The organism is Mesorhizobium sp. CO1-1-7, from assembly GCF_020164885.1.
Classification (GTDB): domain Bacteria; phylum Pseudomonadota; class Alphaproteobacteria; order Rhizobiales; family Rhizobiaceae; genus Mesorhizobium; species Mesorhizobium australicum.
Map to the genome: position 1 here is coordinate 48,215 of NZ_JAIUHA010000010.1, position 14,789 is coordinate 63,003.

Genomic DNA, 14,789 nt, shown 5'->3' on the forward strand with positions numbered 1-14,789 from the left:
GCCTCACCCCTCGCCCGACAGGTCCCGCCGCGCCTTTTCCAGCTCCTCGGCATAGCGCCGCATCAAATGGCCCTCGGTAAGCAGCCCGAGCACGATGTGGTCGGCGAAGTCCTCGACCACGGCCAGTTCCTCGGCGCCGGCGCGCTGGAAGGTCTCGGCGGCGGCCTGCACGTTCATGCTGGGCACCAGGACGGCATCCTTGTACTGGGCAAGGTCGCGCACCGGCACCTCGCCCCCGGAGGGATCGCTATGCAGTTCGGCCACGATCAGCACGCCGACATACTCATCCCCCGGGTCGACCGCGATCACGCGCTGGGCCGAACCCAGCGGGAATTCCTTGCGGAAGGCGGCCAGCGTCGTCGACGCATCGACGGTCTTGATGTCCTCGCGCATCATCGAGCCGACGGTCAGGCTGCGCATCCAGCCGACATCGTGGGCGCTGCGGATCGTCTCGCCGCGCAGGTGGAAGCGCCAGGTCGAGAACGAATAACCGAAGGTCTCGCGCACCAGGATCGCCGCCATGATCGAGGCGGCCAGCACCACGCCGGTGAGCGTCAGGTCGCGGGTCGATTCCAGCGCCAGGAAGGTCATGGTCAGGGGCCCGCCGACGACGCCGACGGCAAGCGACGTCATGCCGACAACGGCGGCGACGGAGGGGTCGATACCGGTCGCCGGCGACACGAGCGCCATGACACCGGCGAACGACTTGCCTAGTAGCGCACCAAGGAACAGCGAGGCGAAGAACAATCCGCCGCGAAAGCCCGAACCCAGTGAGATCGCCGACGCCGCCAGCTTCAGCACGAAGACGCTGGCCACCACCGCCAGCCCGTAATTCATGGCGAACTCGCGATGCAGCGCGCCGTGGCCGCTGGACAGGACCTGCGGCGTGATCAGGCCGAGGAGGCCGACCAGCACACCACCGATGACGGGGCGCAGCGAGGCGTCGACCGACAGGCGGTTGAACCCACGCTCGATCAACGTCACGAGTTGCATGATGGCGATCGAGGCAGCACCGCCAAGCAGGCCGAGCAACAGGAAAGGCACATATTGGCTGGCGGTGAGTTGCGGCAACCCTGAAAGCTCGAGCGGAAAGGGCACGCCGCCGAACACTTCCGCCGTCAGCGACGCCGAGATCGCGGCCGTCATGACAGGGGCGACATTGGCGACCGAGTAGATGCCGATGACCAGTTCGAAACCGTAGAAGGCGCCCGTCAGCGGCGCGTCGAAGGCGGCCGATATGGCGCCGGCGGCACCACAGCCAACCAGGATGCGGACGTCGTTGCGGCGCAACCGGAAAGCGCGCGCCAGCCGTGAGGCGACGCCTGAGCCGACCTGCGTGTAGCCCGCCTCCAGACCGACCGAAGCGCCGAAGCCGCTGGAAATCATCGTCTGCACGACGATGATGAAGGTATCGGTCAGAGACATGCGCCCGCCATAGAGCGCGTTGGCCTCGATCGGATCGACCGGCGTGCGGAATTTCCGGAGCCTCAGCCAGACCACCGATATCCCGAGCAGGATACCGCCGATCGCCGGGATCAGCGCCTGTATCGGATTGGCGAGCGAGAACATGCCAGACAGGCGCCCGCCGGGCTGGACGCCGAACAGCAGCCCGTGCAGGTCCTGTACGATCTGGCTCATCGCGGTGACCAGTATGCCAGCCATGACGCCGATAACGCCCGCCAGCATGACGACGGCGATACCGCGCGCCTCCAGCAGAGGGACTGACCTCAAAAGAACCGCGCGCAGCCGGCGGGCGTAGACTTGGGGTTGGTTTCTGGAAAGCACCGGGGCGGCTCGCCGATATCAAGGCAAAGGAAGACCCGCCTGATACGCCGGGCGGCACGTCGTGACAACCACAATGCCGACATCAAAGGCGCCATTATGGCCGCGAAACCGCCCGATCCGGCCTTTCCCGCTTTGGGCCGACGGGGCCGCCCGCCAGTTGCGAACTAACCGTGCCCTTTCAGCACAATGCGTACACCGAGCCGGAGCGCGGCAAGGATCCGGGCGCCGGACCGCTCAGGTCGGCATGGCTTCGCCGGCCTCGTAGAGCACGAGATTGCGCTCGCCGATGCCGAGCCCCGGCCAGCTCGCGCGCCAGTCGGCAAGATGCGGCGAGCGGAAATGCGCATCCAGGGCCGGTCTGGCGCGCCACACCTCGGTGATCCGGATCAAACCGGGATCAAGCACATCCTGCGCATAGGAATATTCAAGGCAGCCGTCCTCGGCGCGGCTGGCGCGAACCATGCGCTCCATCACCGGCCTTGCCTCGTCGAGCCTGTCGGGCGGCAGGCGGATCGTACCGATGATCAGCAGCATGAGGTGTCCTTCGCGAGAGAGTCGATTCCGTCACTCTCCCACCCTCGCGCAAGCTTGGCCAGCTACCCTCGCCGGGCTGTCGCATGCTCGGCAGCCCAGGGTTTCGAGGACGAGAATGGCGATCAGCGAAAGCATCCAGCCCGGCGCGGTGGCCAAGAACGGCCGCGACGTCTTCTTCGCGCTCGGCATCGTCGTCATCCTGGCCGTGCTGTTCCTGCCGATCCCGGCCTTTCTCATCGACATCGGGCTTGCCTTCTCGATCGCGCTTTCGGTGCTGATCCTGATGGTGGCGCTGTGGATCCAGCGGCCGCTCGATTTCTCGTCCTTCCCGACCGTGCTGCTCATTGCCACCATGCTGCGCCTGTCGCTCAACATCGCCACCACGCGCATGATCCTGTCGCACGGCAATGAGGGCACGCACGCCGCCGGCTATGTCATCGCCGGCTTCTCCAAGCTGGTGATGGCCAGCGATTTCGTCATCGGCCTGATCGTCTTCATGATCCTGATCGTGGTGAACTTCATCGTCATCACCAAGGGCGCCACCCGTATCGCCGAGGTCGGTGCGCGCTTCACCCTCGACGCCATCCCCGGCAAGCAGATGTCGATCGACGCCGACCTCTCCGCCGGCATGATCGACGACAAGACCGCGCAACTGCGCCGCCGCGAACTGGAAGAGGAATCCTCCTTCTTCGGTTCGATGGACGGCGCCTCGAAATTCGTCCGCGGCGACGCCATCGCCGGCCTCATCATCACCGCCATCAACATCGTCGGCGGCATCGCCATCGGCTACATCAGGCACGGCATGGGCATGGGCGAGGCCGCCGACGTGTTCATCAAGCTGTCGGTCGGCGACGGTCTCGTCACTCAGATCCCGGCGCTCATCGTCTCGCTCGCCGCCGGCCTGCTGGTCTCCAAGGGCGGCACGCGCGGCTCGACCAACCAGGCCGTGTTCGGCCAGCTCGGCGCCCATCCGCGCGCGCTCTACGTGGCGGCCGCACTGCTGGTGTTGCTCGGCCTGATGCCCGGCCTGCCACTGTTCCCGTTCTTCGCGCTCGCCGCCGGCATGGCCGGCCTCGGCTATGTCATTCCAATGCGCCACAACCGGGCCGTCGCCGAGGCCGAGGCGCTGAAGAGCCAGGAAAAAGCGAGCAAGGCCGAGGAAGAGAAGAACTCGGTCAAGGCCTCGCTCGCCACCGCCGAGATCGAACTGCTGATCGGCAAGCAGCTTTCGACCCGGCTCCTGGTCTCGCACCAGGAACTGGTCTTCCGCATGTCCAAGATGCGCAAGAAATTCGCCCAGCAATACGGCTTCGTCGTGCCGGAAGTCCGTGTCGCCGACGACTTCGCCATCCCACCGAAAAGCTATCAGATCAAGGTGCACGGCACCGTGGTCGCCGAATATTCGATGCGCGTCGGCGAGATCATGGTGCTGCTCGGCAACCGCGACATACCCGAAATCCCAGGCGAGGAGATTCGTGAGCCCGCCTTCGGCATGCGCGCCTACTCCGTCATGGAAACCTTCGCCGAGGATCTGAAGCGCGAGAACTTCACCTTCGCCGACAACATGTCGGTGCTGCTCACCCATCTCTCGGAAGTCATCCGCAACAACCTGCCGCAGCTCCTGTCCTACAAGGACATGAAGGCGCTACTCGAACGCCAGGACCAGGAATACCGCAAGCTCGCCGACGAGATCTGCACCACCCACATCTCCTATCCCGGCCTGCAGGCGGTGCTCAAGCTGCTGCTTGCCGAACGCGTCTCGATCCGCAACCTGCATCTCATCATCGAGGCCATCGCCGAGATCGCGCCGCATGTGCGCCGCACCGAGCAGATCGTCGAACATGTGCGCATCCGCATGGCCCAGCAGATCTGCGGCGACCTCTCCGAAGGCGGCGTGCTCAAGGTGCTGCGCCTCGGCAACCGCTGGGACCTTGCCTTCCACCAGAGCCTCAAGCGCGACGCCAAGGGCGAGGTGCGCGAATTCGACATCGATCCGCGCCAGTTGGAGGAATTCGGCCAGGACGCCACCAAGGCGATCAAGAAACACCTCGAAGCCGGCGAGCGTTTTGTCCTCGTCACCGCGCCCGACGCCCGCCCCTATGTGCGCATGATCATCGAGCGCCTGTTCACCACGCTGCCGGTGCTCTCCCATGTCGAAATCGCCAAGGGCGTCGAGATCAGGGTGCTCGGGACCATATCGTGAGCGTTCTCTCGCAGGCCGTCGTCATCGCGGCGTTCCTCGCCTTCTGCCGCATCGGCGCCTGTTTCATGCTGATGCCTGGCCTGTCCAGCGCCCGCGTCCCGGTCCAGGTCAGGCTGTTCGTCGCGATCGCCGCCACCGGCGGCCTGCTTGCCTTCCTGTGGGACAAGATCTTTCCCTTCGTTGATCCGCGTCCGCAGATCCTGGTGCCGATGATCATCTCGGAGTTGCTGGTCGGCGGGCTGATCGGCGCCATGACCAGGCTCTACATGGAGGCGCTTCGCTTCATGGGCTCGGCCATCGCCATGCTGATCGGCTATGGCGGTTCCGGCGGACCGGCGATCGAGGAACCGGAGCCGCAGGCAGCCCTTGCCGCCATCATTTCGTTCTCGGCGCTGCTGATGCTGTTCGTCTTCGACTTCGATCACGAGATCGTCCGCGCCCTCGTGGCGTCCTACACGGTCGCGCCGGTCAACGTCTTCTTCAACCCGCAGGCGGCGCTGGTCGACATCACCGACACCGTGTCGGACACTTTCTTCCTGGTCATCCGCCTCGGCAGCCCGTTCGTCGCCTATGCCATTCTCGTCAATCTGACGATCGGCTTCGTCAACAAGCTGACGCCGCAGATCCCGATTTATTTCATCTCGCAGCCCTTCGTCATGGCCGGCGGCATGCTGATCTTCTATTTCGCCGCCGGCACCATGCTGTCGCTGTTCGTCGACGGCTTCGTCGACCTCACGCTGGCGAGGTGACATGAGCACGCGCAAGGATCGTCTGAGGAAACTGGTCAAGGTGCAGGGACAGCTGAAAGCCCTGCACGAAACCCGCCACGCCACCTTCGTCGCCGCGGCAAGCGCCGCCGAGACCGAGGCCCGCGAATTGATCGGCCATTTCGACCAGGACAATTCCCTCTCTAGCCTGTTCCCCGATCTCTATCATCGCCGCATCGCCCAGGCCGTCGTGCGCCAGGAGGAGAGCCTGGAAGGCGCGAGACAAGAAGCCGCCCTCATCGCCGCGGCAACCGCCCGCACGAACATGGTCGAGCGCGCCTACAGGGACCTGCGCAACCGCGACGAGCGCGAGAGATCAGACCGCGAGCGGCTGGACCTGATCGCGCAGAAGCGGGGACAGGAGTAATTGGCGGAGCCGGAACGTTGCCCGAACTCATCAATGTTGCGTAGAGAGTCCATCCGCCTGCCGGCTAACGTCCATGCTTACTTCCGTAACCAGCTTGCGGCGAAGGGCCATCACATAGTCACTCGGTCCCTTCGGCGTTATAACGAAGGCTTGGGAGCCGCCAATGACCGATTTGGCAAAATAGGATGCCAACGGTTGATCGGGATCCTCATCCTGCGTTGGAATGGCAATCGCGTTGATTGTATACCCCTTGGCAACGGCGTTTAGCCTGCTCGGCTGGACAGGAAGCCCATCATTATTCTCGCCGTTGGCTGAGATGTCGATTACTTTCTTTGCTGCCGTTCCCGGAAACTGGTCGAGCAGAAGGGCACCGACATCAATAGCCGACGATACGGACGTTCCGCTCCGCCCCCGACGGGCGAAGCCGGTATCTCCTTTCTTGCTGATCACCGATGCGGCCGCTCTGGCGTCTTCCAGCCCGCAGATGTTTGTCCACGGCAGCACGACGCGTGAGTGTCCGGGACTTGACCACTCAAAGTAGGCAACGCTGATGCAGCCGACGTAATTGCGCGCGATGGCGGCGATGATCTCTGGAGAAGTAAGTGCCGCAGCATGACCTTCGCGCTGTAGATCGGCGACCTTTGGATCGACCGAGGATGAGAAATCGACAGCGAATACTACGGCAACATCGACGTTGGCCGCCCAGGCCTGCGGCGCCCAAACCACCGAAGCTCCAAGTGTCCCTACCAGCGCCAAAAATAGGCCGGCACGCTTTGCTGGCCCTTCGGCTGACCGCTCTGTCCCCGATATCAGGGTACCCCTGCATATCGCGCACGCCTGCTCGCGAAAAGAGGCCGCTACGGACAGGGCACCTACGCCCCGATGCATACTACCCAACATGTCATTCTCCACCTCAAGACGGGCATTCTCAAACAGTTACTTTTCAACATGTGGAAGTCTCGCGAAGAACCTTGCTCCGCGCGCCGAGCAGCAGCAGATCCGCCTTGGTCCATAGAAGGTAACAGCCCAGCAAACTCAGTTGCATGGCGAGCGCCGCGAAGGACTCGCCCAACCAGACCCGCGGGAAGGTCCCCCCGAGGGCTACGGTTGTCGCTAGCATTGCCGGCAACCGGCTGGCGAGCACTGCACTACGGAAGGGATCGGGCCAGGCGAGGCCCCATATAGCGGCCGCCAACAGCAGCAGCAAATTGGCTCTGATCTCAGACACCCGGCACCCCTCAAGCCAAGTTCTTGATGACTCGGCCCCCTAACTCGCCGGACCTAGACAATCCTGCATCACGGCAGCGCTTGAGGGTGGGCCGCTACTGTTTGCGAAGCGTTAGTTTTGAGTTAGAATTTCGTCAGGCGGGGAGAGCAAATGCAAAATGAAGATAAGGACGAGACAAATAGAATCTCACTCTTCGGTGGTTTCAGGATCGAAAATGCCATGGCGGATTCGCTCCGGCTGACAGGAAAACGAGGGCCTGCGATCATCGCTTATCTGTCCCGGTCTCCAGGCATGGCAGCGACACGGGAGAGGCTGGCTGATCTATTCTGGAGTGACAGCGATAGCGAACACTCCCGCAACAGTCTGAGGCAAACCCTCAGTATTCTGCGTCGGGATTTATCGCGGGCAGGCGTGAATCTTATCCATTCCCGCGGGGAATCGATTGGCCTCACGCCAGACGCGGTTCGGGTTGACGTGGACGAGTTCGAAGCAGGCCTCACGGCCCGTTCTGTGCCGGAACTCGAAAAGGCTCTGGCGAACTACAACGGGCCGTTCCTCGACGGGTTTTATCTGGGAAGCGATGGGTTCGATGGCTGGGTCACATCCGAACGCGACAGATTGCTGAGCCGCGCACTTGAAGCTTTCGAAAAATTGGCCCGTCTCGTTGACACGGAAACCGGAATCATACTGGTCGATCGCGTTCTCGTCATGGAACCGACGCGGGAAGAGGCCTATCGGCTCAAGATGGAATTACTGCTTGCGTCGGGTCAACGCGACAGGGCGATCAGGACATACGAAGTTTGCAGAAGCATGTTGAAGAAAGAATTCGGGGTCGAGGTCGGCCCGGAAACGCGAGCGCTTTGGCAATCCATGCTGTCTACCGATACGGCGTCGAATACACAGTCGGCAAATACTGTTCCAGCCAACCAGCGCCACGGGCGCCCATCGATCAGCGTTGCCGACTTCATCAATCTGACCGGAAAGCAAGGCGACGACTTTTTCTCCAAGGGGCTCATGCAGGACATCACCACGGCTCTTTCCGAGGTGGCCGATTATGTCGTGCTCTCCGCACAGCCGCCTGCGGAGAAAAGTGGTGCCGAAGGAACCAAGATCCCGGGAACGCTCCGTGCGCGATACGTGCTTAGCGGCAGCGTCCAGAGATCGGGCAATGGGCTGAGGGTGAACATCCAGCTTGTCGATGCCGCTGGCGGCCACAACGTCTGGGCCCAGAAGTTCGACGGGCAGTCCGAGAATGCGCTCGAATTCCAGGACAGGATCGCACAGTCTGTTGTCTTGGCCGTGATCCTCGACCTTCAACTGACCAACTGGAAAGTCCGCGACAAGAGTCCGCCTGGTCCCCCCGAAGTGCGCAGGTTGGTGAACGAAGCTTTGATGAAGTATTTTGAGATGACCCGGGACTCGCTTCTGATCGGGCTAGAACTTGCCGAGAAAGCTGTCTCCATAGGCGTCGACAACGCGCGTGCGAAGCGGACGCTCTCGATTATAATTTCAATGGGCGTGGCGTTCGGCTCGTTACCCAGGGAGCCGGGCCAGATCGAGCGGGCGGTCGAGCTTGCGGCGGCGGCGGTACGGGCGGTGCCTGACGACGAAATCGCCCGCTGCATCCTGTCATTCGCGCTCGAAAGCTGTGGCCGCATCGACGAAGCGATCGCCGAATGCCAGCACGCGATCAGTCTCAATCCAAGCTATCCGACCGGCCACGGCGACATTTCGATGCTGTTGGCATTGCGCGGAGAGGTAAACGAAGCAGTGCGTGAGGCGAACGAGGCAATCCGGCTCGGAACGCATGACGTCATCGATTTCTGGCGTCATCATGGCTTGGTTGTCGCACTGTTTGCGGGCGGCGACGATCGGCGGGCGCTCGAAGTCGCCCGCAGGGTGGTCAGGACAAAGCCGGGATTTGTTCGCGGCGCCCTTTACTGGGCCGCGTCCGCGTCGGCGACCGGAAACAACGAAGAAGCCTCTAGGGCCATACACCATTGCCTGTCACAACTTCCTCATCTCAACCTGGGCAATGTCTGCCCCGGCTTTGTGCCTCGCTATGTGAAGGATCATCATCACGCGAGATTCCTCGAAATGCTGTCGAGAGCTGGCCTTCCTGCTTCCTGACGGAAGGTGGCTAGACGGCTTGGACCCGGCGAAACCAGATCAAGCCCGCCTCCGCAAGCCTGCCACAAGCTTGTTGAGGCATGGTCCTGGCTAAGGAAACCCGGCAAAAGGCGGACCTTCTTGGCGATTTCTCCACCCAGCGACATCGTGATGGATGTCGCCCGAGCTGCCGATCCGATGGATATCGAGGCCGCCCGCGCCGCGCTGACCAAGCGCGCCGGCAGCGTCGCCGGCACGTTTTCGGTCGACACCGCGGCTTCGGTCGATGCCGGCTCGATCTTGTCGCGCGCGACGGCGGACAAGGCCGCCGCGACAGCCGACCCGGCCAAGAAGTTCAAGAAGTTCGAGGCGATGGTCCTGCAGACCTTCATCCAGAACATGCTGCCCAAGGACACCGAGGGCGTCTATGGCACGGGTCTCGCAGGCGACATGTGGAAATCGCAGCTCGCCGAGCGTGTCGCCGACGTCATGGCTGACCGCGGCGGCATCGGCATCGCCAAGTCGCTGCTCGCCGACCACTACATGGACGGCAAGCGCAAGGTTCCGATCGGCCCGGTCTCGAATGGGCCGGAAAAAACCCAGATCGATCAGCAGACCCGTCTGTCCACGTCGCTCGTCCAGGAGCTGCAGCGCAAAGCCGCCAAGTCGATGACCGGCGACGAGACAACCAAAAAAACAGACATCAAGATCTAGGACTGGGAAACACATGGCCGACTCTTCGGAATTCACCGCCAAGCTGCCCGCGCGCACCACCGCGTCGGATGCACCGACTCCTTTCGCGCGGCCTGGAAACCTTGCCGCCATCATCGGCCGCATCGAGGAGGTGGTCGAGGAAGAGACCGCCGGCATCCGCAGCGATACAAGCTATGACCTCAAGGCGTCGAACGCCCGCAAGAGCCGCTATCTCTACGAGCTGACCCGGGCCATGAAGGGCGGCAGCGAAGCCGAATTCCTCGAGCAGCACCGCGAGGGCCTGACCCGGCTGCGCCAGAAGCTGGCGAAGAACGAAGCCGCTATCCTGGCGCATCTGAGCGCCGTCAACGAGGTCGCCAGCCTGCTGCGCAGTGCCATCCAGCGCGCCGAGACCGACGGCACCTACTCCGCCGGCGAGTTCGGCAGGATGAAAGGTTAGAGCGCGGCAATGCCGGGCTCGGGTTCAGAATGATCAAGGTCATCGCCATAGCGGTCTGGATCTGCGCCGCCACGCTCGGCGCGGTGTTCTATTCGTTCCAGGCCGCCGGTGAACAGGGCGTCGGTGAGAAACCCAAGCCGATGCTGGGCGGGCTGGACTACGTCAAGACCGACATCATTTCGGTGCCGCTGATCCACGACTCCAAGATCGACGGCTATTTTCTGGCCAAGCTCGTCTACACCGTCGAGCCGGAGCAGATAAAGAAGCTGTCGATCCCGGCCGAGGCGCTCATCACCGATCAGGTCTACACCTATCTCTACGCCAACCCCCAGATCGACTTCACCAAGAAGGCGACGCTCGACCTCGATGCCTTTCGCGCCGCGATCCGCGACACGATCAACACCCGGGTCGGCGCAACCCTGGTCCATGAGGTCCTGATCGACCAGGTCAATTTCCTGAGCAAGGATGAGATCCGCGACAACTGGCTGCGCCGGCGGCAGGATGCCAGCACCCCGGCGACCGAAACTCCCAAGCCGGTCAGCGCGCACTAAGCCATCGGCCCGGTGCCGGTGGCTCTAGAGCGGCCAATCCCTGCAATTCGCGTTGACGTAAACGTCAATCCGAAGCTATATGCGGCAGCGATCATGATCGCCAGTGATGCCGCATGAACTTCGGCTGGACCGAAGTGCGTAGCGTGACAGATGCAACCAGACAGGGAGAACAGCGTGAGCGTTCAGGATATAGCCGAGAAGATCAAGTCGCGCGTGGCCAGCAGCGGCTTCGACCGTTCCGTGAAGTTCGACACCGGCAGCGACGGCGTCATCGTCATCGACGGCGCGGCCGTCTCGACCACGGACGCTCCCGCCGACTGCACCATCAAGCTGTCGCTCGACGATCTGGATTCGCTGATCGCGGGCGACCTGAACCCGACCATGGCGTTCATGACCGGCAAGATAAAGGTCGAAGGCGACATGACCGTCGCCATGGCGCTGAGCCAGTTGATCGGTTGACAGGCGCGGCCGCCAGAAGCGATTTCGAGGTAAACGAAACGCCGCCTTTTCAGGCGGCGTTTCGTTTGAAGGGCAGTCGCGCTTAAGGCCTCATGCGGCCAAGGTCGGCGCCTGTGCCTTGAGCTTGCGGCCGGACGCCTTCAGCGTGCCCCTGGCGCCGTCAAGCACGCCCTCCACCAGTTCCAAGGCCAGCAGACGGTGCCGTTCGTAAGGCCCCGGCATGGCGAGCGCCCCGGTCCTGGCGGCCGAAAAGCCGAAGCGGCCATAGTAAGGCTCGTCTCCAACCAGCAGGATCGCAGCGTGGCCGAGGCGCGCGGCTTCCGCGATGGCATGCCGCATCAGCGCCGAGCCGATGCCGGCACTCTTGAGCGATGGGTCGACGGCGAGCGGGCCAAGCAGCAGCGCTGGCGGACCGCCCTCGCCCAGCGTGACATCCCATAGCCGCACGGTGCCGGCCACGCCGCCCGAGGCATCGCGTGCGACGAAGGCAAGCCCCTCCGAGGGCCGGCGGCCGCGGCGCAGCTTCTCCGATGATTTGGTCTTGCGCTTCGGCCCCATGGCGCGATCGAGCAAGGCTTCGCGCGCCGCCACGTCGGCAGTGGTTTCGGCGACCATGGCGAAGGCCGGCGCATGAGCTACGAATTCGACTGACATTTCCATTTCCGCGATCCCTTCACGAGCGGAGATATGTTCCACAGGCGAGCCCAAGTGGGCGACGGGCGCCCACCTGGGATGATCTGAACAGCTCTAATGAGCCGTCAGATCACGTAGGATCGGAGAGGCTCGAAGCCGTTGAAGGCGACCGCCGAGTAGGTGGTCGTGTAGGCGCCGGTGCCTTCAATCAGCACCTCGTCGCCGATGGTCAGCGACAAGGGCAGCGGATAGGGCGTCTTCTCGTACATCACGTCGGCCGAATCGCAGGTCGGGCCGGCGAGCACGCAAGGCGCGGTCTCGCTGCCGTCATGGCGGGTGACGAGGGGATAGCGGATCGCCTCGTCCATCGTCTCGGCCAGACCGCCGAACTTGCCGATGTCGAGGAACACCCAGCGCACATTGTCGTTGTCGGCCTTCTTCGAGATCAGCACGACTTCCGACTTGATGACGCCGGCATTGCCGACCATGCCGCGGCCCGGCTCGATGATCGTCTCGGGAATGGCGTTGCCGAAGTGCTTGCGCAGCGCCGAGAAGATCGCCTGGCCATAGGCCTGGGCCGCCGGCACGTCACGCAAATAGCGCGTCGGGAAGCCGCCGCCCATATTGACCATCTTGAGCACGATGCCTTCTTCCGCGAGCGTCGCGAACACCTTCTTGGCGTCGGCCAGAGCACGGTCCCACGCGGTCAGGTCGGTCTGCTGCGAGCCGACATGGAACGACACGCCATGGGCGTCGAGGCCGAGGCCCCTGGCATGGCGCAGCACGTCGACGGCCATGTCGGGCACGCAGCCGAACTTGCGCGACAGCGGCCACTCGGCGCCCTCGCCATCGGTCAGCACGCGGCAGAACACGCGGGAGCCTGGAGCGGCGCGCGCGATCTTCTCGACTTCCTCGACGCAATCGACCGCGAACAGCCGGATGCCGAGCTGGTAGGCGCGTGCGATGTCACGCTCCTTCTTGATGGTGTTGCCGAAGGAGATGCGGTCCGCCGGCGCACCGGCGTCCATCGCCATCTCGACTTCGGCAACGGAAGCGGTGTCGAAGGACGAGCCCATCGCAGCAAGCAGGCGCAGGATTTCCGGCGCCGGGTTTGCTTTCACCGCATAATAGATCTTGGAATCGGGCAGAGCCTTCTCGAAGGCGCGGAAATTGTCGCGCACGACGTCGAGGTCGACGACGAGGCAGGGGCCGGACGGACGTCGGGTGGCGAGGAAGTCGAGGATGCGCTGTGTGGCCATCGGGTTTCTCCATCGCGCCTTTCGGCGCGCACAAGGGTGCGGGCGCGGGCTGTCGGCCTCGCGAACACGCGGTCAAACAAAGGCGGGACGGAAAATCCATGGAACCAGCCGGTGGAGACCCCGGAACCATGAAACGCCGTCTCGCGGCGATGAACCTTAGCCTTGCCCGGCTTCGGTTCGCTTTGTCTGCCTTGGCTTGGATTGGGAGAACCCCGTTCCGCACTGCCGGCAATGAAGGTGTGCCTCTTCAGTAACCCCGGTCTTTGGACAACCGGCAGAGAACCAGAAAGGCCCGCACCGTCGTTGCTTCAAGGTGTCCTCGGTCTGGCGGTTGGCCGCTAAACCGACTGGAGGGGTTAGCTCCAGTTACCTTACCGATTTCCCTCACCATTCGAGGATCGGCGGACACCCACAGGCACGTGCGACTTTGGGCAAGCGCGATATAAGAGCGAAGCATTTCACAATCAATAAAAATCTTATCGCAGGTTGTAAAATTTCTGCCATCGAACAATGTTGGCCAACCGTATACGGATATCGAACGATGACAGGCACGCACGGCCCTTTCAACGCCTTTCTCGACCTTCGCCAGATGCCGGTGGCGCATGCCGAACTTGGACCCCTGGCCGGCCTGCGGCTGGCGGTCAAGGATATTTACGACGTTGCCGGCTACCGCACCGGTTGCGGCAATTTGCAGAAATTCGCCAATGGCCACGCCGCTTCGCGCACGGCGCCGGCCGTGCAGGCAATTCTCGACGCCGGTGCGCGCTTCATCGGCAAGACGCAGACCGACGAACTCGCCTTCGCTCTGTTCGGCCAGAACGCGCATTTTCCGTTTCCGGTGAACCCCGCGGCTCCCGACCGTGTCACCGGAGGCTCGTCGTCGGGGTCGGCGGCGGCGGTGGCGGGCAGGTTGGCCGACATCGCCACGGGGTCAGACACCGGGGGTTCGATCCGCGCGCCGGCGAGTTTCTGCGGGCTGATCGGGCTGCGCACCACGCATGGCCGCATTTCCCTCGACGGCACCATGCAACTGGCGCCGAGTCTCGACACGTTCGGCTGGTTCGCCGACGACATCGAAACCTATGAGACTGTCGGCAAGCTGTTGCTTGGCCGCGATCCGCACCAGCATTCCCTGGACCGCCCGCTGGCGCTCGGCTGGCTGGACGAGATGGTCGCCCGGCCGGCGGCCGCCGAATATGCCGGAATGGAGGCGCTGGTGGGCACGGTGTTCGGCACGCCGGCGACGCCAGCGACGCGCTTCAGCTCGTCCCCGGACGAACTCTACTGGTGCTTTCGCCGCCTGCAGGCCAAGGAGGCCTGGACAGTGCATGGCGAATGGATCACCAGCGGCGAGCGCGAGCTCGGGCCCGGCGTCGAGGAACGGTTCGGCTTTGGCCGTGCGGTCGACGACCGGACAGCACAGGCCGAGAAGGTGCGCCGGCTGACCTTTCGCGGCGAACTCAGCGCCTTGCTTGGCAAGGACGGCTTCCTTGTCCTGCCGACGGTGCCGGGTCCGGCACCCTATGTCGACAGCACACCGGAGCAATTCCAGGCCTACCGCGAACGCGCGCTCCATCTTCTATGCCTGGCCGGGCTCTCCGGCTTTCCGCAGATCACCTTGCCGATCGGCTCGGTCGCCGGCGCTCCGTTCGGCCTGTCGCTGCTTGGCCCTTCCGGCAGCGACATTGCCCTGATACGGCTCGGCCGAAAACTTCTCGACGCAGCACAAAGAGCCTGAACA

General features: G+C 63.4%; 14 protein-coding genes. 9 read left to right on the plus strand and 5 right to left on the minus strand.

Translation table 11 applies throughout. The features are described from left to right. Nucleotides 1-3: 3 nt before the first annotated feature. Complete coding sequence (locus LB516_RS21840) at nucleotides 4-1,785, minus strand: chloride channel protein (RefSeq protein WP_140661808.1); 1,782 nt, start codon at nucleotides 1,783-1,785, stop codon at nucleotides 4-6. Nucleotides 1,786-2,019: 234 nt separating this feature from the next. After that, complete coding sequence (locus tag LB516_RS21845) at nucleotides 2,020-2,319, minus strand: putative quinol monooxygenase (RefSeq protein WP_015315888.1); 300 nt, start codon at nucleotides 2,317-2,319, stop codon at nucleotides 2,020-2,022. A 115-nt stretch (nucleotides 2,320-2,434) separates the two neighbouring features. On the opposite strand from LB516_RS21845, the gene flhA reads away from it, so the two are divergent. From flhA to LB516_RS21860, 3 genes are read left to right on the plus strand one after another with little or no spacing between them, the layout of a single operon-like run. Next, a complete protein-coding gene (gene flhA, locus LB516_RS21850; protein WP_015315887.1) occupies nucleotides 2,435-4,522 on the plus strand; it encodes a flagellar biosynthesis protein FlhA in 2,088 nt (695 codons plus the stop codon). After that, on the plus strand, nucleotides 4,519-5,271 hold the full coding sequence (gene fliR / locus LB516_RS21855; protein ID WP_140619428.1) for a flagellar biosynthetic protein FliR: 753 nt from the start codon (nucleotides 4,519-4,521) through the stop codon (nucleotides 5,269-5,271). The genes flhA and fliR overlap by 4 nt, the downstream gene beginning before the upstream one ends. 1 nt (nucleotide 5,272) lies before the next feature. Next, the gene (locus tag LB516_RS21860; RefSeq protein ID WP_140619426.1) at nucleotides 5,273-5,656 is read left to right on the plus strand and encodes a hypothetical protein; all 384 of its coding nucleotides are present in this window, start codon (nucleotides 5,273-5,275) and stop codon (nucleotides 5,654-5,656) included. Nucleotides 5,657-5,686: 30 nt separating this feature from the next. On the opposite strand, the gene LB516_RS21865 is transcribed toward LB516_RS21860, so the two are convergent. Then, nucleotides 5,687-6,556: a DUF1194 domain-containing protein gene (locus LB516_RS21865; RefSeq protein ID WP_140619424.1), complete on the minus strand. Its 870-nt coding sequence runs from the start codon at nucleotides 6,554-6,556 to the stop codon at nucleotides 5,687-5,689. Between the two features lie 478 nt (nucleotides 6,557-7,034). Between LB516_RS21865 and LB516_RS21870 the strand changes: the two genes are divergently transcribed. The 5 genes from LB516_RS21870 to LB516_RS21890 all read left to right on the plus strand — a co-directional run bounded on the left by LB516_RS21870 (nucleotide 7,035) and on the right by LB516_RS21890 (nucleotide 11,156). Then, nucleotides 7,035-9,014, plus strand: a complete 1,980-nt coding sequence (locus LB516_RS21870) for a BTAD domain-containing putative transcriptional regulator (RefSeq protein ID WP_224720353.1) — start codon at nucleotides 7,035-7,037, stop codon at nucleotides 9,012-9,014. A 120-nt stretch (nucleotides 9,015-9,134) separates the two neighbouring features. Then, nucleotides 9,135-9,707 carry a rod-binding protein gene (locus tag LB516_RS21875; protein WP_181171161.1) on the plus strand — a complete coding sequence of 191 codons (573 nt, stop codon included), beginning with the start codon at nucleotides 9,135-9,137 and terminating at the stop codon, nucleotides 9,705-9,707. Between the two features lie 13 nt (nucleotides 9,708-9,720). Further along, nucleotides 9,721-10,146, plus strand: a complete 426-nt coding sequence (locus LB516_RS21880) for a hypothetical protein (protein WP_015315880.1) — start codon at nucleotides 9,721-9,723, stop codon at nucleotides 10,144-10,146. Between the two features lie 29 nt (nucleotides 10,147-10,175). After that, on the plus strand, nucleotides 10,176-10,697 hold the full coding sequence (locus LB516_RS21885) for a hypothetical protein (RefSeq protein ID WP_140789067.1): 522 nt from the start codon (nucleotides 10,176-10,178) through the stop codon (nucleotides 10,695-10,697). A 174-nt stretch (nucleotides 10,698-10,871) separates the two neighbouring features. Further along, nucleotides 10,872-11,156 (plus strand): SCP2 sterol-binding domain-containing protein, encoded by a 285-nt coding sequence (locus LB516_RS21890; RefSeq protein WP_140661803.1) that lies wholly within the window; start codon nucleotides 10,872-10,874, stop codon nucleotides 11,154-11,156. Nucleotides 11,157-11,246: 90 nt separating this feature from the next. Here the strand turns inward: LB516_RS21890 and LB516_RS21895 are convergent, their stop codons facing one another. Beyond that, on the minus strand, nucleotides 11,247-11,816 hold the full coding sequence (locus LB516_RS21895) for a GNAT family N-acetyltransferase (protein ID WP_224583333.1): 570 nt from the start codon (nucleotides 11,814-11,816) through the stop codon (nucleotides 11,247-11,249). A 98-nt stretch (nucleotides 11,817-11,914) separates the two neighbouring features. Continuing rightward, nucleotides 11,915-13,048 (minus strand): ornithine/lysine decarboxylase, encoded by a 1,134-nt coding sequence (gene odc2 / locus LB516_RS21900; protein ID WP_015315876.1) that lies wholly within the window; start codon nucleotides 13,046-13,048, stop codon nucleotides 11,915-11,917. Between the two features lie 541 nt (nucleotides 13,049-13,589). On the opposite strand from odc2, the gene LB516_RS21905 reads away from it, so the two are divergent. Next, nucleotides 13,590-14,786: an amidase gene (locus tag LB516_RS21905; RefSeq protein ID WP_224720354.1), complete on the plus strand. Its 1,197-nt coding sequence runs from the start codon at nucleotides 13,590-13,592 to the stop codon at nucleotides 14,784-14,786. The last annotated feature ends 3 nt before the right edge of the window (nucleotides 14,787-14,789 follow it).